Here is a 23,416-nt window from a genome sequence, read left to right as displayed (position 1 = left end):
GTTTCTCCTTTATAAAATCATTTTTAAATAAAGAGGAGTTCAAAACTCCTTCATTTTGTCAGATATTTATGTTCTTAAATCTTTAACACCTTCTAATGGATTAATTTGCTGATCTGATCTTGCTGGATTGGCAAACTTACTAAATTGTTTTAAGAAAACAAGACGTATATCAGCCAAAGCCCCATTACGGTGTTTTGCAATAATAATATCGGTAGCTCCTTGTGTTTCAGCTTCTTTTTTAGGATCCTGATAATCTTCACGATGAATAAATGAAACGATATCGGCATCCTGTTCAATAGCTCCTGATTCTCTTAAATCTGATAAAACAGGTCGCTTATTATCACGTTTTTCAACGGAACGAGATAACTGACTTAAAGCTAAAACTGGAACTTCTAATTCTCTGGCAATCATTTTTAATTGTCGTGAAATATCTGATACTTCCTGTTGTCTAGATTCACGACTATTCGCAGGTCCTGAAATCAACTGCAAGTAGTCAATAACAATCATCTTTAAACCTTGTTCACGTTTTAAACGACGACATTTCGCAGCAATTTCTCCAACACGAATACCAGGAGTATCATCAATATATAAATTACATTTAGAGACTTTATCTGCAGCCGCATAATATCTTTCACTGCTTTCTTTTAAAATAGAACCTGAACGCAAAGATTCAGCTTTTAAACTTCCTGCTGAACAGATAATACGTTGAATCAACTGCTCAGCTGGCATTTCCAGTGAAAAGATAGCGACTGCTTCATCTGACTTATAAGAAACATTATAAGCCACATTCAATGCAAAAGCTGTTTTCCCAACAGATGGACGTGCAGCCAAAATAATCAAATCACCTTTTTGAAAGCCAGATGTTAATTTATCTAAATCATAATATCCAGTTTTAACACCAGATATTTTCCCATCTGCTTTTTGTAACATCACCAAACGGTCTGTCACTTTTTGAATCACCGATTTAACATTTTGGAATTCACCAGCATTACGATCTCTTGTGACATTTAAGAAATCTTTTTCAACTTCACCAATAAAATCATTGATATTTTCGACATCACCATAAGCTTTTTCAATAATTTCTGTTGATTCTTTAATCAATCTTCTCAACAAAGCTTTTTCATTTAATCTTTTTAAATAATGTTCACTATGAGATGTTGTTGGCACTGATTCACTTAATTCTAAAAGATATTCAACACCACCTGTTTTATCTAACAATTTTTTATCTATTAAATAAGATGTTAATGTTGTGACATCAACAGGGCTATTATCAGCATAAATATTTTGCATAGCCTCGAAAAGAATACGATGGCTATCCAAATAAAAATCATCTTTTGAAGCTAATGATAAAACAGTCTGACAGACATCACTTGATATCAACATAGATCCTAGCAATGATCTTTCGGCTACCAAATCATGGGGATATTCTCTAGCCATCTTTTTCCCTCCTTATTTTTCAGATAAATGAACTTTTATTGTCGCAATAACTCCTTTATGCAATTCAATTTTTAAATTTGTATATCCTAAAGCTTGTATGGGTCTAGCATTAATGAACTTTCTTTTATCCACTTTAATTCCATGTGTTTTCATTAATTCTTCAACAACATTTTTCGTTGAAATACTTCCAAAAGTTTTACCATCTTTACCAGATGATAACTTAAATTCTAATGTTAGACTTTCAATTTTTTCTTTTAATTCTTCAGCTTTCTTTTTATTTTCTAACTCTTCCAATCTTTCTTTTTCTTTTGTTTGAGCAACCATTTTTTTACCATATTCAGTTGCTAAAACAGCTAAATTGTTTTTAATCAAAAAGTTTTGTCCATATCCATCAGCAACATTGACAATATCGTTTTTCTTTCCTACTTTCTTAACATCTTGTAATAAAATCACTTTCATTATACTTCACCTCTATCATCTAAATATTCTTGTATTTTTTCTTCTAATAAAAGACGTACTTCTTCAATCGTTTTATTTTCAAACTGTGCTGCAGCCATACTAAAATGACCACCACCATCCAAGGCTTCCATAATGACCTGTACATTCATATCCTTGGTACTTCTCGCACTGATAGCGACCTTTGTTTTAGAAATTCTACCAATGGAAAAACTTGCCTTAATACCACTAATTTCAAGCAATGCATTACTTGATTTAGCTAATAAACTAGAATTATATTCCTCACCTTCTTGACCACAGGCAATCAAAATATCAGGACGATATTGATAGGCTGTCTGGGCAATAGAAAGACGCTGTAACGTTTCTTCATAAGAATCTTTAATAAATTCATAAGCCATTGGCACATTGGCCTGTAATTCTTTCAAATGCGCTGCTGACTGGAAAGTACGCACACCCACTCGCTGTTTAAAGTTATTTGTATCAACCAGCATTCCAGCATACATTATTGTAGCATCCAGTTCGTTGATTTTCAAATCTACATTTTGATAATCACAAAGCTCTATAACTAATTCCACAGTACTTGAAGACGCTGGCTCGAGATATGTTAAAACTGGAGCTTCAATAAATTCTTCACCACGACGATGATGATCAATAATAACCTTATTTTTGACACGTTCCAACAAAGCTTTAGAAAGCGCCAGACTGGATTTATGATTATCCACAACAATTAACAAGGTGTTTTTATCAACACGCTCAATTGCTTCACTAGCTGATTGAATCATTCCTTTATAGCGTGGATCAGCCTTAACCAAAACAGCAACTTCTTTGGTTTTCTTTTCAATGGATTCAAAATCAACAATGACTGTTGTTTTCTTTCCATAAGCCATAGCTATCTTAGCCACACCGAGTGATGCTCCAAATGAATCCAAATCTGAATTCTTATGCCCCATCACGATTACTTGACTGGCATTTTTGATAAGCCCTGCTAGAGATTGTGCAATGACACGTGCACGGACTTTACTGCTCTTTTCAAAAGTATCACTATTACCACCAAAGAATCTGACTTTCTTATCTTCTCCAGATTTAACAGCCACCTGGTCTCCACCACGTGAATACGTTAAGTTCAATGCAGCAGAAGCCATCTCATCAAGTTCTCTTAAAACACGAGAATCTTTACCAATACCAATACTTAAAGTCATCACTTCATCTAACTCTTTTGACATTTCTTTAAATGTATCTAATATTGCAAATTTATTTTCAACTTGTTTACGATAAATACGTTCATTAAAAAATGCTAAGTAACCACCTGATTTAAAACGTCTAATAATAATCCCATTGGAATATGCCCAATCTACGATAACTTGTCTAGAACGTGATTGTATCAAAGCCATCTTAGGTTCATCAGCATTTTCCAATGTTTCTTCATAATTATCAATTGTAATATAAGCCATACAAACCTGCTGATCTAAGTAATCTTGTTGTAAAGACATGAGTTGTGTCACATCTTTTAAATAAATCAGCTTAGTTCCCTGATTAATATAAGCTTCAAACTTTTTACCTTTAATATCAATCACTTTGACATCTTCATCATCAAAAAGGCTTGCCAAATGGGGTTGCCATTCCAAAAGCTTAACCCCTACAATATTAATATTCATGGCCTTCAATAAATCACTTGTCCATATAATATTTCTATTTTCATCATACTGAATTAAAGCAATACCACCAAATATGAATGCATTTTTAGCATCTTTATTTAAAACTTCTTCAACACTTAATTGATTATTTTCTAAAACATAGGAAATATAAACTACAATCAAGAAAATAATAACATTTTTAATAAGCGCATATACACTAAAAGCTAACAATATCGGAGTATTCAATAAAAGATATAAGCCAAATAATATACCACATTCTCCAACCAATAAAGCCATTAATAGATTCCTGATTTGTAATATCTTTCTGATCATTGTATCCCTCCTTATTGTTCATTATGTTTATTATACAATAGTTTTGTTCTTAAATCACTAAATATATCTACGATTCCTATGACAACATACATTTGATTGATAAATGGAATAAGCATACCCAAAAAAGCCAGGATGATAAGGCGAGGTTTATTTTCCAAAATAGCCAGCCATGACAAAAAGGCAAGGCCTTCAACAGCCAAAGTTAACAAAGAAATCAAATATATATAAGTGATATAAATATTATTCATCACATAAATATGTTCTAGTACATAGATGACAACCAGCATTATAATCAAAATACATCCTATTGGACGACTTAAATGCATATAAGCAATGTGGAAAGAATTGGGAAAAGGAATATGAAAACGGGAGAAAACCATTTGACATAACAAAATAATCACATACATTTCCAGAAATGACATAATCAATAAAAGAAGGGGTGCTAATGAAAGAAATGATGTTAAAGGAAAAGTCTGTGTGATGGAAGGAAAAACATTGTCCATCATCATATACATCTCTTTCATTTCTGCAATCAGATCCATATTTAATAATCCTGCAAAAACTTCATAAAGCAAGATATTATTAAAAAATGTAAGAGATAATGTTCCCAAAAACAAAACACCTCGAGAAGCCTGACGTTTTAAAGCTTCACCTAAAAAAACACCAATCAGACATGAAGAAAATGATGAAATCGCAAAAAAAGGTAATCCTGTTATCATAATCACAATCATCGCAATTAAACTGACTAACAGACCATCCTGTAAACGATATGTATAACTATACCAGACAAGTGGCATCACCATGCCATAACAAATAAATATATCAAACATACTGCCTGTATACGTATTGAAAATAGACAAAGCACCAAAGATAGCTGCAATCATAGCGCCTTGGACCATTTTTCTTATTTTTACATTTCCCATATAAAGATCCTTTCCTTTGAAGTATCGCTATTATAACATAAATCAAACTTCATGTACAAAAAAGGAATAACTTTAAGCTATTCCTTCATGTTGTAGTGCCTTTAATATACCATCCTGATCAATAGAATCTGTAATATATGTCGCTTTTTGTTTTAAAACATCTACAGCATTTCCCATCGCTATACCATGTCCTACTTCTCTAAACATTGCTTGATCATTATAACCATCTCCAAAAGCATAGGCATTCTCTTTATCAATATGAAAATATTTCAATAAATAAGCAATACCATCACCCTTATCAAAACCAATGGTTGAACAGTCACATGAGCCATGACCACCATGATCATTAATAACCAATTCTTTATCAAAAGCCTGTATCAGTGTATCACGTTGTTGAAGATCATGATAAAACAAATCAAATGTATAAAATGACAATAAAGAAGCATTTGTCTGAATACGCTGTAAACCATATTCATCTTTAATACCTTCAATCTGTGCATCATCCAATAAATAAGGAACGGCAACCTCATCAGAAACAAACATAGCTCCTGCATTGAATGATTTTATTTTTTCATAATAATATGACAGTTCTTCTGGTAAGAAAGCTTTTCCATACAATTTCTTTCCTTGATATATAATATATCTTCCATTACATGTAATAAGACCACTGACAAGATTTCCAAAAAGATTTTGGGCATAAAATGGTGCTCTCCCTGTACATATAAATGTGAAATGTCCCTGATCCTGAAGTAATTTTAAAGCTTTGAGATTCCCTTCAGGAATCACACCATGTATCGCTAATGTTCCATCAATATCAAAGAAAAATATTTTCTTCATAATCAACCCCTCTTTTCTAAATATCTTTTCACAAAGGATTGGGCTAATGATCCTTGTTTCATAACATTGAAGACTTCATCAATAGGAATCCATTTGGCATGATCCACTTCATTTGTTAAATGAAAATCTTCTGAATCAACCACCGCAATATAATTATGCATCAACGTATTTGTTTTTGCATAATACTCATTATCATTATACATATAATCTACAACTTTCAAATTGACTTCTTCTTGAATCTCTCTGATTAATGTCTCTTTTGCATTTTCACCTTTATTTATATATCCTGCTACCAAAATATAGTCTACCTGTCCATATTGTTGTATTAACAATACCTTATCTTTTTGTGGATTGAATATAATAGCAGAAATAGCGCTATTAAACATTGGAAATTTAAACTTCTGACAATGTTCACAATAAGGCATTGTCCCATCAATTCCACATGGTTTTTCAATCAATTCATGTCCACATTCATCACAATATTTCATACTCTTCAGCCCCTTTATTAAATTTATTATAAAGAAAAAGCTCCTGATATTTCAAGAGCCTTATCGGATACTTTTTCCTAATTGATATGCTTTTTCCATAAAAGGTGAACGCAAAGTCATAGATGGTGTTCCACATCCAGTTGCTAAAATGCTTCCTACATCTTGAAAATGCATATAGTCAACCAATGCCTCATAATGCATCTTAACAGCATCCATTGTTCCCTGAGAACTATTCCATGCAGCGCATATAAAAGCTGTCTTTTTATGCATAGATGATAATTCCATTGTAAAACTATACATACGGTCAATAGCCGCTTTTAGTTGTGCTGATATTCCAAAGTAATAAAGTGGTGTGACAAAAACAATCATGTCATGATCAAGCATGTCTTTTCTTAACTGACCCATATCATCATTTTGAATACATGGACCATTCATTCCACAATGGTCACATCCTAGACAGGGTGCAATATGACGATGAGCTACATCAAAAACCTTGACTTCATGGTGACTTTCCTGAACTCCTTTGATAAATTCATTTGCTAATAAATATGAAGAACCCTTCTTATGTGGACTTCCATATATAACCAATATCTTCATTATTCATCATCCTTTCTTTATCCCTATTTTAATGTGTATATTCTTTTTCGTCCAATACCTCAAAACAATCTCACAGCATAGCTAAAAAGCATATTGACAATATATCTTTTCTGCTTACAACATCAACATGAAACAATAACCTAACATTTCTCACAATAATCAAAATCACAAAAAAAGATGAACATTTCTATCCATCTTTTTGATTCATATTTATTCAGCTAAATCTTTAATTGCATTAAAAGCATTAAACACACATGGGAAACCTAAATAAGGTAAGCATTGAATCAATGCATAATAAAGTGTATGTAAAGAGTTTCCAACTTTGATATTTCCTAAAGCATGTGCATAAAGTTGTCCAGAGGCATTGAGTGCTGTTAAAATACAAAAGATCAATAATTCTCTTGTTGGAATATCTAATACCTTTCTTGTATAACAGTCACCAAAACACCATTCTGTTAAAAATCTTGGTAAAGCGTCACCGACATCATCTGGTAAATAACGATATCTGTCTTTAATTTCATCACCATATAACTCTTTTTGAATTTCTAATCCTTTTTCATATCTTTCTTCATCTTTTATACTTGTCTGATTATCTAGTGGTAATGAAATATGTCTGCCTTCTAAAACTTCATTCAATACATTCACTGCATTCAATGTTCTCGGATAACCAATAAATGGAGCACATTGATACAATGATTCTTTTAATTCTAATGGGGAAACACCTACATTCAAGGCAGCATTCAAATGTGCCTTTAATTGTGGTAAAGTCTGTAAAACTGTTAAAACACTACATGTGATGAGTTCTCTTTGTCTATCTGTCAAATCTCCAACATAAAAAACTTCACCAAATATCAATCTTTGTAGCTGTGTCATGAATTCAGGATCTTTTAAATCTAATGTTTGTGGATTTAAAAATAATTCTTCATATTTCTTTTGACTTCTTTCTATTCTATTCATAAGATAGCCTCCTCTTTATTATAGCATATTTAAAAACACGTTATAAAATAAACTATAAAAGATTGACCATTTCATCAAAAAAATATCATTCTTGTTCATATAAACAATGAATGATATTTTGTATGTTTATTGAAATACTGTCCTTAACATTTGGGCAAATTCTTCAATGTAATAATTTGTATGTTGTTTATGCCAGCAGGCAAAGTAGTTTCTTTGAATGGGTTTTCCATTTTTATATAAAGGTACTCTTTTGATGCCTTGAATAGGTGTCATCATTTCCCCAAGTACATCAATAGGAAGATAACCACGATTTCCTGCTACCATTAAACGGGCTTGTTCTAAAGAATCAACATATAAAAATTGATGTGATATAGATAAATCTTTTTCATAAAAACTCTTTTCAGAGTCTTCATATCCTTTAGACACAACTAATATACAAGATAATGTTTTTAAGTCTTCTACTGTTAAAATATCTTTTTGACTTAAAGGATTTCCCATTGCTATTTCTACATAAGAATCACTATACTTCAATTCATAATTATAATAGTCTTCATTATAGGCTCTTCTTTGTTCACTCACTTTTAAATCAATATGTCCATTAACCAGTAATTCAAATAATTCTTCATGTGTTCCACTCACAATAGAAATTTTTACTTCGGGATATAGTTCACAAAATTGTGTAATAGCCTGTTGAAGCTCAAATAAGTTAAAATTCTTAGGATAACCGATGCGTAATGTTAATTCATGATCTTCTCCTAGTCTTTGTGTTTGTGCAACGATCTGGTCGATTTCTTCCAATACAGCCTTTGCATGTCGATAAAAATATTGACCTGCTTCAGTTAATTCAAAATGTCTTTTCTGACGAACCATTAATTGAACTTGTAACTGTGATTCTAATGATTGAATTTGTTGAGAGATAGCTGATTGTGAAATAAAACAATGCTCGGCAGCTTCTGTAAAGCTTCCATAGTCTACTATAGCTATAAAATATTTCATTTGCTTTAATAGCATAAGCTATCACCCTCCTTGTTTCCATTTTATCAAAAAGAGATTTTATAAACAACAGTGATTATGATTGTATCTCTTGAATACACTTTAAAGCATTGAAAGTTCTTGGAAAACCAATAATATGTGAAGATAACTGAGCTTCACATCCACCTTGTGCCACTAAAAAACAAAATGTGATGAGTTCTCTTTGTCGATAATCAAGTGCTTTTTTTGTTATTATGATTTATTCACCTACCCAACTTTTTATTTTGTCTTCACTTTCATATACCTGGTGACCAAAAATAGCGAGTCCTTCATGAATATAAGCATGAGGAATGATTGTTTTTAAATCCTGTAAACTTCTTCCAAAGCCACTTCCTTCATGAGTTATAAAAGGATAAACATCTTTTCCATCAAACTGATAACTTTCTAAAAAAGTCCAGACACACATTGGCATAGTTCCCCACCAGTTAGGAAAACCTAAATAAATATTTTGATATTGTTCAAAATGGGGAATGATGTTTTTAATCTTAGGTCTTTTTTGATTTTCTATCTCTTCTTTAGCGACTTGAGTACATTGATGATATTGTACAGGATAATCATGTAAAGGTTTTATTTCAAATAAATCAGCATCTATATATTGACTTATCTTTTGAGCAACCACTTGTGTATTTCCTTTTTCTAAATCAACAATATCCCCATTCACATAGTTTTCATGACAATGAGAAAAATAAACGATTAAAGATTTCATATTTTAATGCCCTCCAAAGACTTCAAATTCCATCTGTTCTAATTGATGATCAATCATTTGAATATCTGTTTCTAAAAGCTGTATATTCCCTGCCTGAAAGTTAGAAGATAATCTGTCTACTTTGCGTGAACCAGGGATAGGAATAAGATGTGGAAATTTATAAAGCATCCAAGCTAAAGATATTTGAGCATTTGTCGCATGATATTTCTTTGCAACTTGACTGACAATTTCCAATAAAGCATTTGTTTTGATCATGCCTGTTTGACTATATTGAGGCATGTTTCTTCTAAAATCCTGTTGATCATCTTTAAAATCTGCTTGAGAATGATAAGCTCCTGTCAATGCACCATTTGCTAGTGGTGAAAAAGCTATATATGTTATTCCAAGTTCTTGACAGACATCAATCAAATGTTCATGCCATCTTGCCATCATAGAATATCTATTTTGAATGACTGTCACAGGACAGATAGCATGTGCTCTTCTTAAATAATCTTCATTCACTTCACTAATGCCCCAAGCTTTGATTTTTCCTTCTTGAATCAAATCCTTCATCACTCCAGCCACAACTTCTGGTTCTACTTGAGGATCAATTCTATGTTGATAATAAATATCAATATGATCTGTCTGTAATCTTTTTAAAGAACCTTCAATAGATTCTCTAATCTTCTGTGGTGAACTATCAAATTCAAGATGGTCACCTTTATGCATCACACCAAACTTTGTACAAAGAACAATGTCATCTCTAAAATCTTTAATAGCTTCACCTACAATTTCTTCATTATTGCTGATACTTCCATCAGGATAAACACCTGTATAACACTCAGCAGTATCATATAAATCATAACCAATACGATGTGCTTCTTTTAAGACTTGCAAGGCTTCTTCTTTTGGAAGAGGTGTTCCACTGGCGTGAGATAATCCCATGCACCCTAGCCCAATCATATTGACATACATATCAGTTTGTCCTAATCTTCTTTTTTTCATTGTTTATTTCTCCTTTGGTTGTAATGGTCCATAGTAATATGATGCTGTTGCGCCACCATCAATCAAGAATGTTGAACCTGTAATAAAAGCACCTTTATCACTCATCAATAATTCTGCTACATTGGCAATTTCGTCTGCTGTTGCTGGTCTACCAGCTGGACAAGATGCAAACATATTCTTGTAAAAATCTCCTCTTGGTCCATTAAATTCATCAATGGCTAATGGAGTAACGACAATCCCTGGCGCAATTGCATTAATACGAGCACCTTTTTCTCCCCATTTCACTGACTGGGCCATGACTCTTTTTTCATTACATCTTTTAGCCAACTGATAAGCATGTAAAGTATCCTGAATATTTTCAACTTTTAATAAATCTAAATTTAATAATTCTTCTGTTGGTGTACAAGCCAACTGTTCATCTTCCTTAGGTGTTAATTGTTTCATTCTAAATCCTGATTGACTAGAAATAGTCACACCCACACCACCTGGTTCAATCACTTTTCCAACTTCCTCCAATAAAACTGCTGTTCCATATAAATCAACATTGAGAATAGCTTCAATAGGTGCCTGACTTGGCGAAACCCCAGCACCATTGACCAGCATCGTAATAGGTCCATATTTTTTCGCTTCATCTATCATATTGAATATAGATTCTCTAGAAGATAAATCCATTTCAAATGGGACAACATCAAATCCTGCATTATTCATTACTTCTGCAATAGTCTTTGCATTTTCAATTCTTTTATCTCCCATTATAATCTTTTTACCATAACCAATTCTTCTGGCAATAGCCATACTGATTTGGCCTGCACCCGTTACAATCATTACATCTTTCATTGTTTTGACCTCCTATAAACACATTTTATAAATATTGAAACAATCTTCCTGCGTTAATGGTCGATATGCTCTTGGCAGGGATTCTTGCCCATAACATGCTTTTACTTTCATTTTTTCAAATTGACTATCATCTATTCCTAACTCGGATAAATGAACTGGTAATCCTAATTCATCTTTGATAAAAGATTGTAAGGCTTCAATAGCTTGATATGCGACAGCTTTTTTATCTTCACTCTCTTCAACACCCATCACATTGACTCCAAATCTTGCAAAATCATCAGCGACAGTTTCATCTCGATCTAATAAATACTTCATCCACTTAGGCATAAGGATTGCTAGTGCTAAACCATGTGTTAAATCATAAGATGAAGAGAATTGTTCCAAGGCATGTAAAGAAGCCTGTGTCTGAAATCCAGATGTACAAAAACTATTCAATGCCCAGCTTGCTGCCCATAACATAGTAGCTCTCGCTTCATAATTCTCTGGTTCTTGAATGGCAATTGGTAACTGCTGTCTCACTGTTTTTAACAATGTTTCAACAACGTTAAACTGTAATGGATATTTTTTAGCATTCACAAAATAGTTCATATCAAACATGTGTGCCATAATATCAAATCCCCCACATGCTGTCTGAAAAGCAGAAACAGTCAATGTATTCGTTGGATCTAGAAATGCAGCTTTGGGTCTAATCGGTTCCCCATTAATACCACTCTTAATTCCTAATTTGACATTTGCAATCACGCATGACTTATCCATTTCACTTCCAGTAGAAGCAATTGTTGGCATTGCAATCACGGCTAAAGCATCTTTCCAAGTTGCTTTACCTTCTACCAAATCCCAAATATCATCTGTATTTGATAACGTTGTCGCCGCAATGGCTTTACAACAATCAATGGTTGAACCACCACCAATAGCTAAGACTGTTTGAATTCCATGTTCTTTACATATTTTGACACCACGATTGACAGTTGTATGTCTAGGATTCGGTTCAACTGCACCTAACTCATAAACTGTAATCTTATGCGATTCTAGCTCTTTGATAACACGACTATATAATGGAGAGTTTTGAATAAAATCTCCTCCATGTGCAATTAAGACTTTATCACCATATTTCAAAACTTCTTCATGTAAATGTTGTAATTGGTTTTGACCAAAATAGACTTTGGTTGTATTTTGAAATTGAAAATCGTTCATAAAATGCATCCTCCTTTGTTAGTTTTATTGTATGATTTTTACTCTTTTGGAACAATTCCAATTTCTAATCCAATCCATAAGTTTTACTTATCAATAAACATTTCTTTTGAAGGGTTATACAATTTCCTGTACCCATCTTAAAAACGTACTTTGCGCAATTCCTAATGCTTTAGCCGCCTGTCGAGATGTGATTTGATTTTGAAGCCATTGATTTTTAATCTCTTTGAAATTTTGTGGAACATCTTTTTTAGGTCTACCAAAAATAACACCTCTACTTTTTGCAGCATAAATACCTTCCTTTTGTCTTTGCTTAATATTCTCACGCTCTATTTGTGCAACATATGCCAATATCTGCAATACCATATCCGCAATAAATGTCCCTGTTAAATCTTGATCTCCTTTCTTTCTTGTATCCAATAAAGGCATATCTAAAACAACAATATCGACTTGTTTCACTTTTGTGATGATTCTCCATTGATTTTGTATTTCATTATAATTTCTTCCTAGTCTATCAATAGATAAAACAATCAAAACATCCCCTTTCTTTAACCTCTTTACCAAACGATTATACTCTGGTCGATCAAAATTCTTTCCACTCACCTTATCTACATAAATATTTTTTCTTGGAATATCAAATTGTTTTAATGCCAACCATTGTCTATCTTCGCATTGATCTTTTGATGATACTCTTATATACCCACAGTTCATTTTTATTCCTCCTTTTCTTATGAGTCAAATAACAGTATACAAAAAAAGATAAGAATTCATTTTTGACATAATCATACAAACGATATATATTTTGACTTTCAAACAAAAAAACTTTTAAGATTTTCATCCTAAAAGTTTGTTCGATTACCAGACATGATATCCGCCATCAATCATTATATCAATGCCTGTTGTATAAGTTGAAGCATCAGATAATAAATATAAGACTGCACCAATTAATTCCGTAGGTTTGCCTACACGATTCATAGGTGTATTGTTCATTGAGTTTTCAAACACTCTTGGATCATTTAATTTAATAAAGTTTTTCACATTGCTCATCCCTTTTTCTAGAAAACCTGGAGATACGCTATTGACTCTGACATTATATTCTCCATATTCACTGGCAACACTTCTTGTTAAATGTAAAACTCCACCTTTTGATGTACAATATCCTGACATATTAAATGGTGGTTTATTCACAATTGTTCCTGTAAAAGAGGCAATATTCACAATAGACCCCTGTTTTTGTTTAACCATATATTGTCCAAAATATTTACAACATAAAAATGTTCCAACAATATTAATATTCATTAATCTTGCATAATCTTCACCGGTATAATCTTGAATGCTGCCATGCTGATTGACACCTGCTGCATTAATCAAACCATCAATATGCCCAAAATCCTGTATGATCTGTTCACTGACTTTTTGAATATCAGCTTCCTTTGAATTATCTGCCATATAATAACGAACTTCAATACCATATTGATTCTTTAATGATTGTGCTAATTCTTTAAGTTTGTCAACATTTGATGGAATATCAATCATAGCCAAACTTCCACCTGCCTGTGCTACAGCTTCCACAAAATGTGAACATAAATACCCAGTCGCTCCTGTTGCGACAATGACTTTACCATCTAAACGAAACAAATCCATCACATTAACCATTTTTCATTCCTCCTATAATAATGTTGTGATGACATTGGATAAACCACATAATCCAATGACAACATAAGTTAATTTTCTAATGAGGTTAGCATCTAATTTATCTACAATCTTATTGGCAATCCATAAACCTAGTAAAATACCAACCATTCCTAAACCAATGCCACCAAACAAATCAACTGTCAAAATACCATTAATGACTCTAAAAGCTGTTGAATAAACAACATTGATTAAAAAGAAACATTGTATTGTTCCTAAATATTCTTCTTTTCCTTTTGTTTTTGATAAGAAATAGATAACCATCAATGGTCCTCCAATACCAAACAATCCATCACAGGCACCTGAAATGATAATGCATAATAAAGCAACGATACCTTTAGGTTCAATATCATTTTTAGAAAAGAAAAGGAAATAAAGAGATAAAACAATTAAGAAAATACCTAAAATGATTTTCATGATATTTTGATCAATCATTTTTGCAAATAAAATAGAAACACTGCTGACAAATAAATATAAAACGGCTGGACCAATAATCTTTTTAAAATTAATTGTATGACGATAACGATAAACCATGGCCGCACATAAAATCATACAAATAGCACTTGAAACTCCCGCACTTTGTACAACACTAAACTGTAAAGGCAAAAACATCATCATGACAACGCCAGCCCCAAAACCTGTCACTCCCTGAATAATGCCAGCGACAAATGCTGGTAATAAAATATAACCTATCATTTCCATCTATGATTCCTCCTAACGACTATCAATTTATCAGGGAATTCATCATGAAACAATGACACCAATCAATAAAAAAACGTTGTTTTCAAAAAGCCTGTTTTAAGACTTTTCATTTGAAAACAACGTTTCTTCTTATAATTCTTTACCATTTGTTTCAATGACTTTTTTATACCAATAGAAAGAATCTTTTCGACTTCTTTTTAAAGTTCCTCTTCCATCATCATGTTTATCAACATAAATAAAACCATATCTTTTACGCATTTCTCCAGTACCAGCAGAAACAAGATCAATACATCCCCAAGGTGTATATCCCATTAAATCTACATCATCCTCTTCTACTGCTTTGATCATTTCTTTGATATGTTCTCTTAAATATTCAATTCTATATGGATCATGAATAGAATCGTCTTCTTCAACCGTATCCAATGCTCCCATACCATTTTCTACAATAAATAATGGGACCTGATATCTGTCATATAATTTATTCAATGTATTACGAAGCCCAACAGGATCAATTTGCCATCCCCAATCTGTTATCTTTAAATATGGGTTACGTCCACCACTGATGACATTTCCTTCTATCTGCTCGGCATTGCCACCTTCGATAGATGAGAAATAATAACTAAATCCAATATAGTCTACTTTCCCTGCCAGCATCAGTTCTTCATCACCTGGTTCCATTTCTGGTGCTTTGGCATTTAATCTTTTCCACATAGATGTACAAGTATTAGAATAATATCCTCTGACATGGGCATCACCATAATAATATAATGACAGCATTTTTTCTCTAGCAGCAACCTGATCATCAGGAGAACATGTTGCGGCATATGTTTCAGGGAATAACAACATACATCCAATCTTATTTTCTGGATCAATCTTATGTCCTTCAATCACAGCTTTAGCACTGGCAACAAACATATAATGTGATGCCTGAACAACAGTTTGGTTGGCATCTTCACCTTCTTTAAAAATCAAACCTGCCTGATGATAAGGTCTTGGAATTCTCATTGTGGCATTAATTTCATTAAATGTCATCCAGTATTTAACTTTTCCTTTATAACGTTTAAAGCATGTTATTGCATATCTGACAAAAAAGTCAACAAGCTTACGATTACGCCATGAACCATATTTTTGAACAAGATATAATGGTGTTTCATAATGTGATAAAGTCACAACAGGTTCAATACCATATTTATGCAATTCATCAAAAACATCATCATAGAATTTTAAACCTTCTTCATTAGGTTCTTCTTCATCTCCATTTGGAAAAATTCTTGTCCATGCGATAGACATTCTAAAACATTTGAATCCCATTTCGGCAAACAAGGCAATATCTTCCTTATAATGATGATAGAAATCTGTTGCTTCATGACTCGGATATAAAACATCTTCATGTACATAATCATCAATCTGGCGTTGAACGCCATGTCGTGCTCCTCTTTCTACATCGGCAATACTTAAACCTTTTCCACCTTCTAAATAGGCTCCTTCATACTGGTTAGCAGCTGTCGCTCCACCCCATAAAAAATCTTCTCTTAGTTTCATTCTTTCTCCTCCTTGTTTCTAACATAATCAAATTCACATTGATAGACAATACAATCATTTGATAAAAAAACATCGTTTTCAAAAAATAAGATCATGCATTATTATTTTGAAAACAAGATTTCATTTTGATCTTCTTCCATAACCTTCTGACTGGCTTTACGAAGGGGTTCATAAGATAAAGCAACTTCTTTTTTATGTTGAAAAGCTTCATCATAATGTTTATGAAAATAACAGCTATATAACATATCAAGAATTAACATAATAGACACTGTTGATGTATAGGAAGCAATATGAGAATAGAGTTTCTCTCTTGTAGTCATAGGCAAAATAATATCCACTTTATCCCGCCATTGACTTTCTCCCCTACTTGTAATCAAAATAGAATGAGCTTTTCTTTTCAAAATATTTTCAATATATTGTTTTGTTTTTAATGTTGTTCCTGAATAAGAAATCAATATAAAAGTATCATCTTGGGTTGCATTATAAGATTGATAGAACTGTTCATTGACATTTTCACTGACAATAACATTTTTTCCGATACGCATCATACGATCTGCAAAGATTTTTCCTAATTCAATCGCAACACCAATACATAAAACATAGATATTTTGACTACGATCTATCATTTTTGTCGCTTCGATATAATCAAAATAATCAACTAATGATAAGGTATCTTTAGCCGTTTCCTGATATAGCTCACTGACACTGCCTAAAACTTTCGCCAGATTATCATCTTTTAAAAAAGGAATATTGGCATCAATATTTTCAAAATGTTCATGTAAATATTTCATTTCTTCTAAATATTTTTCTTTAAAATCATGATAACCTCTAAATCCCATTTTATGACATAAGCGTGTAACTGCTGAAGTTGATGTATAAGAGTCAGAGGCCAGCTCACGAATAGACATATCTTTGATCTGTCCTTTGAGTTCTATAACCTTTTTCGCAACTTCTTTTTCTGCTTCAGATAACTGTTCCATTCTTTCTAACTTTTCGATAATTAACATTTTGATCAACTCTCTTTATCTTTTATTTTACATTGATATGAGAATAAAGACAATCTTATTCAAACATTGATACTAAGGAAATCATAACAGGAATAAGACAAAATAAAGTTGCATTTTCATGAAATAAAAGAGTCAACCATACACCAACAATAACACCTAATATAAAGAAACAGATGATAGTTATATAACAAAAACATTTTTGAATGGCCTGTTTATCATTTTGAAAAATACCACGATATAGATTTTCAACTCCACTTCTTAAATTTCCAGTACACATTGTTGAAGAAAAAGAACTTCCTAAAACCTTTTTAAAACATTCTGCCTGCATTGCACATAAAAAAGAAATCAATATATGGACAATACGATTGTATGATCCAATAGGAATAAAACTGACTATAACCAAAATCATCATTTCAATCATTAAAATAATTTGTCGCCAATGCCATTTTTGATACATACATTGATATCGCAAAAACATGGTTATAAAGACACCTAAGAAAAATGCGAGAATGGGTATAAGATATTTAACCGTTTGAAAAGAGTCACCTTGAGCTATTGACATACCTAACTTGACGATATTTCCAGTTTGTGCATTTGCGAAAACATGATCTCTACAAACATAACTGTATGCATCTAAAAATCCTCCCACAATCGCTAATAAAGACGCTAATAAAAATGATTCAGACATCTGATAATTTTTTTCCATTTTCTTCACCTCCTTGTCACTATAATTCATCTCAAATAAAAAACATATCAATTTCCAAAAATAAAAAATACAAGCCTAAGACTTGTATCTTCTAAAATATTCTTGAGCAATAAGACTGGCAATAAACTGTAACTGATAAGGGTGACTGCCTTGATCTTGTAAAGATTGGAAAGTTAAAACTTCATCTACAAAATAAGGATATTCCTGTTGAGTACTTGTAATCATCCAAATTTTAGGAGCTTCTAATTTCTTTTGGAGAGCCCTTAAATTTTCATAATCAAAATAAGAACCTGTATAAGAAAAAACAATAATCAAATCATTTTCATCTGCACTTAAAATATGTTCCATCTGTTGAAAATAAGAAACATAAGAATCTACTTGTTTTCCTAACATTAATAAATCTGTCTGTAAATTCATAGCCGCTGTTTGTGCTTTTAATAAACCAAATATGCCGACTTTTTGATAATGATATAAATCCTGACAAAGATGAATAAGTTGTTGTTGATGCAATGTTGATTGCACCATTTGAATACTTTCACAAACTTTTTGTCCATAATCATCTATTCTTTTTTGCATTGAAGAAGATTGTGACTGTTCTTCAAAATAAAAGTCAGGATCCGCTAATAATTCTTTAAGTTCGGCAAAGTCTTTCAGTCCAATTTCTTTACAAAAACGAGAAATGGAACTCATCGCAACATGACAATCCTGAGCCAATTCTCTAATACTGACATCTTGCATCTGATCAATATGTTCTAAAATATAAGTCGCTATTTGACTATTGGTTGAATCTTTCTTTTCTGTTGCGATAGTGCTTAAAAAAACAACAGGTAACTTTCCATAAATCATCCTTATCACTCTCTTTCTATGATTTCCCTCCAGCAAAATTATACATCAATCTTTCTTTCATTTCAGTAGTATCTTTTCCTAATGCTTCAATGATTTGAAAAGCAAATGGATATGGTGTTGCTGGTCCTTGACTTGTGATAATATTTTGGTCATAGACAACAACACGATCTACAAAAATACCTCCATGTAATTTTTCTTGATACCCTGTATATCCAGTCACCTTTTTTCCATCAATAACCTGTGCATCAGATAAAACAATTGTCCCTGAACACATCGCCGCAATCATTTTATTTTGTTGATTAAAATATTGTACCATCTGAATCACTTCATTATTTTTTCTTAAATTCTCTCCACCAGGTCTACCTCCAGGTAATACCAGAACATCATAATCTTTAATTTCATCATTAAAAACTTTATCAGCTTTGACTTTTATATGATGCATCCCATCAACAAATTCTTCTCCAAATCCAAATGTATGACATTCTATATTGGCTCTTCTCAATAAATCTACAATAGTTAATGTTTCTCCTTCTTCATAACCTTGTGCCATCAATACTGCAACACGTTTCATATTATTCATCCTCCTTGACATCAAATGCATTGAAATAAACCATACGTTTTTTGACAGTCAAAGCATCCCCACCTAACAACTCCACTAACTTATATGCAAATGCATATGCTGTAGCGGGACCTCGACTCGTCACTATATTTCCATCAATCACAACCTTATCCTCTAAATATGTTCCTTGATGAATTTTTTGATTATATCCCATATATGCTGTATATTTTTTATCTTTTAATAATCCAGCTTTTTCTAACACAATAGGCGCTGCACACATGGCACAGATATATTTTCCCTGATTGTTCATTTGATGCAAAATATCTATCACTTGATTGCAACTACGCATTGCATCTGCGCCACCATAACCTCCGGGTAAAACAACCATATCATAGTCAATGATATCTTCATTTAAAACTTGATCACATTGAACTTCTATATCATGACCACCTTTCACAACTTTTTCAAAACCGACCATATCACACTGGATTTGAGCTCTACGTAAAATATCAACAATCGTTAATGTTTCTCCTTCTTCAAATCCTGGCGCAACGATAACTGCTGCTTTTTTCATATATATCAACTTCCTTTCTAACCATACAATAACCTTCTTTTCTTTTATATCCAATTGATTTCCTAAAGCTGGAAATAAAAAAAGGACAAAATAAATTTTGTCCATGGCGATTAATCATCTTTGATGATTATCGCTTTTTTGTATTGTATAATCATCTTAGGTGGTGTTCTTATGATTGATCTCTCTACTCCTGATACTCTTTTATACGATTCTGCTGTCTTATCTTCTTATATAAGAAAGAATACTAAAGAATCTTTTGGTTATATATTTTTTGATAATATCGATTATATTACCAAGCTTTACAATGACAATAGAATGCGTGATGTGACTTATAAGAATGTTCTCGATACTATCCTCTGTGGTTTCATCTATCTTGGTTTTGATACGTATGAATGTCCTGACTGCGGTTTTGAAACGACCATCCCTCATACCTGCAAATCCAGGTTCTGCTCTAAGTGTGCCTCTAAATCTGCTAAACAGCGTTCCATTTCCATCTCTGCCATGACTTTCTCCTGCAAGCATCGCCATATCGTTTTTACTGTCGCCCAAGAGCTCCGTGATTATTTCATCAGAGATCGTTCTCTCCTCGACCTTTTATTCATCGCTTCCAGAAATACCATCAGCGCTCTTGCCAACGATGCAAAGTTCAGAAAAAACAAAAGACTCGAAAAACACAGAAAGCTCCGAAAATCCTCTTCCCCCTATCTCTATAAGGATACAAAGGATAATGTTGTTTTTGGTGCCATCTCTACCCTTCATACTTTTGGCAGACCCCTTGAATTCAATCCTCATATCCATATGCTTGTCTGTCAGGATGCCCTCAATCTCAGGAAGGACTCCATCAAAAGCCTTTCCTATATGGATTTCAACAAGCTCAGAAAAACCTGGATGTTTCAGATCCTTGACCTTCTTGACAGGAAAATCAACACAAGACAATTCCATGCACTTAAAAATTCTCTGTATAAAAACTATCCCGATGGTTTCTATGTCTATGCCAAAGAACCAAAAAAAGACCAGAGCGAAGATGATGTTGATGATACCGTCGCATATATAACACGCTATACCAACAGACCTGTCATGGCAGAAAGCAGAATTGTAGAATATAACGACACGACCAAAATGATTCATTGGTTCTATAATCGTCATGAGGATGACAAAAGAATCGATGTCACTGAAAGAGTTGAGAGATTCATCCAAAAAGTCATCAGACACTGTCCGGATGAAAACTTCAAGATGACTCGCTACTATGGATTCTATTCCAACAGGTCGACTAGACATTACAATAGAATGGCTGAGCTTCTGGCTCATAAGCAGAAAAAGGAAACACAGTACAAAAAGGAAAGACAGGCCATCGCAAAAATTCAAATCCAGAAGACACATTTCCGTTATTTTATGATACAATCATTTCAGAGGGATCCCATCAAATGCAGATGTGGAATGATCATGAATTATGCTGAAACATATAATCCCTTCGAAGGAGGACGGAAGAATGACATCCCGTACAAAGAAAGATGCATCTACACATCAAAATATCTCAGAAGTCAAACCATTAACGCCAGAAGAAGTTGATGAAATGCTTCTCCATGATGACACATATGAGTCATATAAGGTACTTATGAAATGTGACAGATGCGGATGTGAAATGGAACTTGACGGATACATATTAAGTGAAATAGCGGAGGCTGATGAAGAAGATGAACTGTCATGCATCTGCATGAAATGTGGAAAAGGAACAATGCACCAGGTCAAGAAATGATATATCTGGTTACGTTTTTGCATGCAGAAAAATAGAGTAATGCTGGTGCATTACTTTTTATTTTGCTCATTGTTAATATTTGCTTTAAGCGTTTATCAACCAAACGAAACCAAATTCCTATAATATAAAAAAGGTAGTTAGAAATAACTACCAATTGATTTTTTGAAACTATTAAACATATCCTCCATCAATCCATTCCCAAGTCGCCTCTGCAGTCTTTCCGGCTATATACATATAATCAAAATAATAGTGATTATTGCCTAATTGCTCAGGAGCATTGAAAAACGAAGTCTTAAATTCCACATAGACGATTATCACTTCTCGATAACTGCCTTTTTTGACATACTCAGCTTCCATTTCTTTGCTTTTATTCTCGTCATAATACACGCTATAGACTTTTGAATTATCGTTCTTATAACTTTTGATGGCGTCGTCCATAATCATATGGACATCTTCTTCTTTATGTGTTTCGTTATAACGAATTTCTTTTTTTGTTTTGATGGGTTGATTCAAAAACATAGCAACAAGTGATATAGCGACAATCAGTCCTAATATGATTCCTTTTGTTTTATTTTTCATACTATATTCTTAATCTTACATATAATCCTTTCTTTAAATCCTTCCAACCTTTCTGAGAAGCTTTTGCAACATAATTTGGAGTATGTTGTGCAATCGTCACATCATAATATCCGGCTGATGTTTTAGGTCCGTCAGCAACAACATATGCACAATGGTCATAATGGCCATCTCCACCCCAATCAGCTCCTATAATATCTCCTGCTTTAAGACTCTTAGATATTGAAGCAAAGTTAGGATATCCATTTTTAGCTCCTGTTTTCATATACCAGTATAAAACAAAAGCATGTGCATTTACTCAGGTTCTTGTATAAGGTTTCCATGTGTTATTTGTTTTTATTCCTCCAGCAACTAAAATCTGTGAAACAAAGTTTGTACAATCTCCCCTATTATCTCCTTGATAATACTTATACTTTTTTGTATTTGGTTTATCGCCATATACCCTTGCGTATCTATTTTGCTGCATGATTCTTCTATCTCTTGCACTTATACTTCTTGGAGCCATTCTTAAAGTTGCATTTGAATTTATAATCTTTTCAATGACTGGACTCGTGTATGGTAACAATATCACTAATTCATCAAATTGATAATCTTTTTGATTATATAGACTTAATATTTCTTTGTTCATAATATGATTTCTACAGACTGTAAAAAATTGACTTAAAATCTTAAGCTGTTTATCTTGAGCCACTTCATCTATTGTATATAACTTTTCGAATTCCTCTGCATATTTTTCACAATTTTGAATCGTTAATTCTGATAAGTCGATTTTATCCTGATTATAGGATTTCATGATATCAATAGCATTATCAAAATTCTTAAACTCCCAATATAACGGATTCGTCGTTCCCTTCAATTCAATACTTTTTTCATTGATTACAGGAATAATCTCATTCAATTCTAAATATGGATTATTTATGGTGTTTTCTGTATACTGTATGGCAGGATTTTCATTTGAAGCCATAACGTTTCCGATTGTTATTGAAAACACCATGATACCTGATAAAATCATCGTAAATACTTTCTTCATTGTTTTTCTCCTTT

The 23,416-nt window shown here is 32.7% G+C and carries 25 protein-coding genes and 1 pseudogene; 2 read left to right on the top strand and 24 right to left on the bottom strand.

Annotated features, from left to right (window positions below; all coding sequences use genetic code 11):
- Positions 1-66 precede the first annotated feature (66 nt).
- The 22 genes from dnaB to E0K96_RS06180 all read right to left on the bottom strand — a co-directional run bounded on the left by dnaB (position 67) and on the right by E0K96_RS06180 (position 20,145).
- Positions 67-1,437, bottom strand: coding sequence for a replicative DNA helicase (gene dnaB / locus E0K96_RS06290; protein WP_087244835.1), 1,371 nt, complete (start codon positions 1,435-1,437; stop codon positions 67-69).
- 12 nt (positions 1,438-1,449) lie between these two features.
- On the bottom strand, positions 1,450-1,896 hold the full coding sequence (gene rplI / locus E0K96_RS06285; protein ID WP_168081969.1) for a 50S ribosomal protein L9: 447 nt from the start codon (positions 1,894-1,896) through the stop codon (positions 1,450-1,452).
- Positions 1,896-3,860: a GGDEF domain-containing protein gene (locus E0K96_RS06280; protein ID WP_168081967.1), complete on the bottom strand. Its 1,965-nt coding sequence runs from the start codon at positions 3,858-3,860 to the stop codon at positions 1,896-1,898. Before E0K96_RS06280 ends, rplI begins: the two co-directional genes overlap by 1 nt.
- An 11-nt stretch (positions 3,861-3,871) precedes the next feature.
- Positions 3,872-4,783 (bottom strand): DUF2232 domain-containing protein, encoded by a 912-nt coding sequence (locus tag E0K96_RS06275; protein ID WP_168081965.1) that lies wholly within the window; start codon positions 4,781-4,783, stop codon positions 3,872-3,874.
- A 72-nt stretch (positions 4,784-4,855) separates the two neighbouring features.
- Positions 4,856-5,620, bottom strand: coding sequence for an HAD family hydrolase (locus tag E0K96_RS06270; RefSeq protein ID WP_168081963.1), 765 nt, complete (start codon positions 5,618-5,620; stop codon positions 4,856-4,858).
- Positions 5,621-5,622: 2 nt separating this feature from the next.
- Positions 5,623-6,108: an NAD(+) diphosphatase gene (locus E0K96_RS06265; RefSeq protein WP_168081961.1), complete on the bottom strand. Its 486-nt coding sequence runs from the start codon at positions 6,106-6,108 to the stop codon at positions 5,623-5,625.
- A 60-nt stretch (positions 6,109-6,168) separates the two neighbouring features.
- Complete coding sequence (locus tag E0K96_RS06260) at positions 6,169-6,705, bottom strand: flavodoxin family protein (RefSeq protein ID WP_168081959.1); 537 nt, start codon at positions 6,703-6,705, stop codon at positions 6,169-6,171.
- Between the two features lie 210 nt (positions 6,706-6,915).
- Positions 6,916-7,662, bottom strand: coding sequence for a carboxymuconolactone decarboxylase family protein (locus E0K96_RS06255; protein ID WP_168081957.1), 747 nt, complete (start codon positions 7,660-7,662; stop codon positions 6,916-6,918).
- Between the two features lie 126 nt (positions 7,663-7,788).
- Positions 7,789-8,673, bottom strand: a complete 885-nt coding sequence (locus tag E0K96_RS06250; protein WP_168081955.1) for a LysR family transcriptional regulator — start codon at positions 8,671-8,673, stop codon at positions 7,789-7,791.
- Positions 8,674-8,893: 220 nt separating this feature from the next.
- Complete coding sequence (locus tag E0K96_RS06240) at positions 8,894-9,400, bottom strand: flavodoxin (protein ID WP_168081953.1); 507 nt, start codon at positions 9,398-9,400, stop codon at positions 8,894-8,896.
- A gap of 3 nt (positions 9,401-9,403) precedes the next feature.
- Positions 9,404-10,384: an aldo/keto reductase gene (locus tag E0K96_RS06235; RefSeq protein ID WP_168081951.1), complete on the bottom strand. Its 981-nt coding sequence runs from the start codon at positions 10,382-10,384 to the stop codon at positions 9,404-9,406.
- Between the two features lie 3 nt (positions 10,385-10,387).
- Positions 10,388-11,221 carry an SDR family oxidoreductase gene (locus E0K96_RS06230; RefSeq protein ID WP_087298306.1) on the bottom strand — a complete coding sequence of 278 codons (834 nt, stop codon included), beginning with the start codon at positions 11,219-11,221 and terminating at the stop codon, positions 10,388-10,390.
- Positions 11,222-11,233: 12 nt separating this feature from the next.
- Positions 11,234-12,415, bottom strand: coding sequence for an iron-containing alcohol dehydrogenase (locus E0K96_RS06225; protein WP_168081949.1), 1,182 nt, complete (start codon positions 12,413-12,415; stop codon positions 11,234-11,236).
- A 114-nt stretch (positions 12,416-12,529) separates the two neighbouring features.
- The gene (locus E0K96_RS06220) at positions 12,530-13,123 is read right to left on the bottom strand and encodes a recombinase family protein (RefSeq protein ID WP_168081947.1); all 594 of its coding nucleotides are present in this window, start codon (positions 13,121-13,123) and stop codon (positions 12,530-12,532) included.
- Between the two features lie 144 nt (positions 13,124-13,267).
- Positions 13,268-14,068 carry an SDR family oxidoreductase gene (locus E0K96_RS06215; RefSeq protein ID WP_168081945.1) on the bottom strand — a complete coding sequence of 267 codons (801 nt, stop codon included), beginning with the start codon at positions 14,066-14,068 and terminating at the stop codon, positions 13,268-13,270.
- 12 nt (positions 14,069-14,080) lie between these two features.
- Positions 14,081-14,806 (bottom strand): sulfite exporter TauE/SafE family protein, encoded by a 726-nt coding sequence (locus E0K96_RS06210; protein ID WP_168081943.1) that lies wholly within the window; start codon positions 14,804-14,806, stop codon positions 14,081-14,083.
- Positions 14,807-14,935: 129 nt separating this feature from the next.
- Positions 14,936-16,348, bottom strand: coding sequence for a 6-phospho-beta-glucosidase (locus E0K96_RS06205; protein ID WP_168081941.1), 1,413 nt, complete (start codon positions 16,346-16,348; stop codon positions 14,936-14,938).
- Positions 16,349-16,449: 101 nt separating this feature from the next.
- Positions 16,450-17,355: a MurR/RpiR family transcriptional regulator gene (locus E0K96_RS06200; protein WP_168081939.1), complete on the bottom strand. Its 906-nt coding sequence runs from the start codon at positions 17,353-17,355 to the stop codon at positions 16,450-16,452.
- Between the two features lie 55 nt (positions 17,356-17,410).
- The gene (locus tag E0K96_RS06195; RefSeq protein ID WP_168081937.1) at positions 17,411-18,061 is read right to left on the bottom strand and encodes a YoaK family protein; all 651 of its coding nucleotides are present in this window, start codon (positions 18,059-18,061) and stop codon (positions 17,411-17,413) included.
- Positions 18,062-18,136: 75 nt separating this feature from the next.
- Positions 18,137-18,907 (bottom strand): MurR/RpiR family transcriptional regulator, encoded by a 771-nt coding sequence (locus tag E0K96_RS06190; protein ID WP_168081935.1) that lies wholly within the window; start codon positions 18,905-18,907, stop codon positions 18,137-18,139.
- Positions 18,908-18,923: 16 nt separating this feature from the next.
- Positions 18,924-19,478 (bottom strand): DJ-1 family glyoxalase III, encoded by a 555-nt coding sequence (locus E0K96_RS06185; protein ID WP_168081933.1) that lies wholly within the window; start codon positions 19,476-19,478, stop codon positions 18,924-18,926.
- Between the two features lies 1 nt (position 19,479).
- Positions 19,480-20,145, bottom strand: coding sequence for a DJ-1 family glyoxalase III (locus E0K96_RS06180; RefSeq protein WP_240924451.1), 666 nt, complete (start codon positions 20,143-20,145; stop codon positions 19,480-19,482).
- A gap of 18 nt (positions 20,146-20,163) precedes the next feature.
- Between E0K96_RS06180 and E0K96_RS06175 the strand changes: the two genes are divergently transcribed.
- Together E0K96_RS06175 and E0K96_RS06170 are read left to right on the top strand one after the other, a co-directional pair.
- A complete protein-coding gene (locus E0K96_RS06175) occupies positions 20,164-21,609 on the top strand; it encodes an IS91 family transposase (RefSeq protein WP_370519885.1) in 1,446 nt (481 codons plus the stop codon).
- On the top strand, positions 21,530-21,796 hold the full coding sequence (locus tag E0K96_RS06170; protein WP_168081929.1) for a hypothetical protein: 267 nt from the start codon (positions 21,530-21,532) through the stop codon (positions 21,794-21,796). The genes E0K96_RS06175 and E0K96_RS06170 overlap by 80 nt, the downstream gene beginning before the upstream one ends.
- A 171-nt stretch (positions 21,797-21,967) precedes the next feature.
- On the opposite strand, the gene E0K96_RS06165 is transcribed toward E0K96_RS06170, so the two are convergent.
- Complete coding sequence (locus tag E0K96_RS06165; RefSeq protein ID WP_087297525.1) at positions 21,968-22,375, bottom strand: hypothetical protein; 408 nt, start codon at positions 22,373-22,375, stop codon at positions 21,968-21,970.
- 1 nt (position 22,376) lies between these two features.
- A pseudogene (locus tag E0K96_RS12340) lies at positions 22,377-23,165 on the bottom strand (amidase domain-containing protein).
- Positions 23,166-23,416: the final 251 nt, after the last annotated feature.

The sequence above is a fragment of the Massilimicrobiota sp. SW1139 genome, assembly GCF_012027715.1.
GTDB classification, from domain to species: domain Bacteria; phylum Bacillota_I; class Bacilli_A; order Erysipelotrichales; family Coprobacillaceae; genus Allocoprobacillus; species Allocoprobacillus merdigallinarum.
This window is presented reverse-complemented; position numbering and strand designations above follow the sequence as displayed.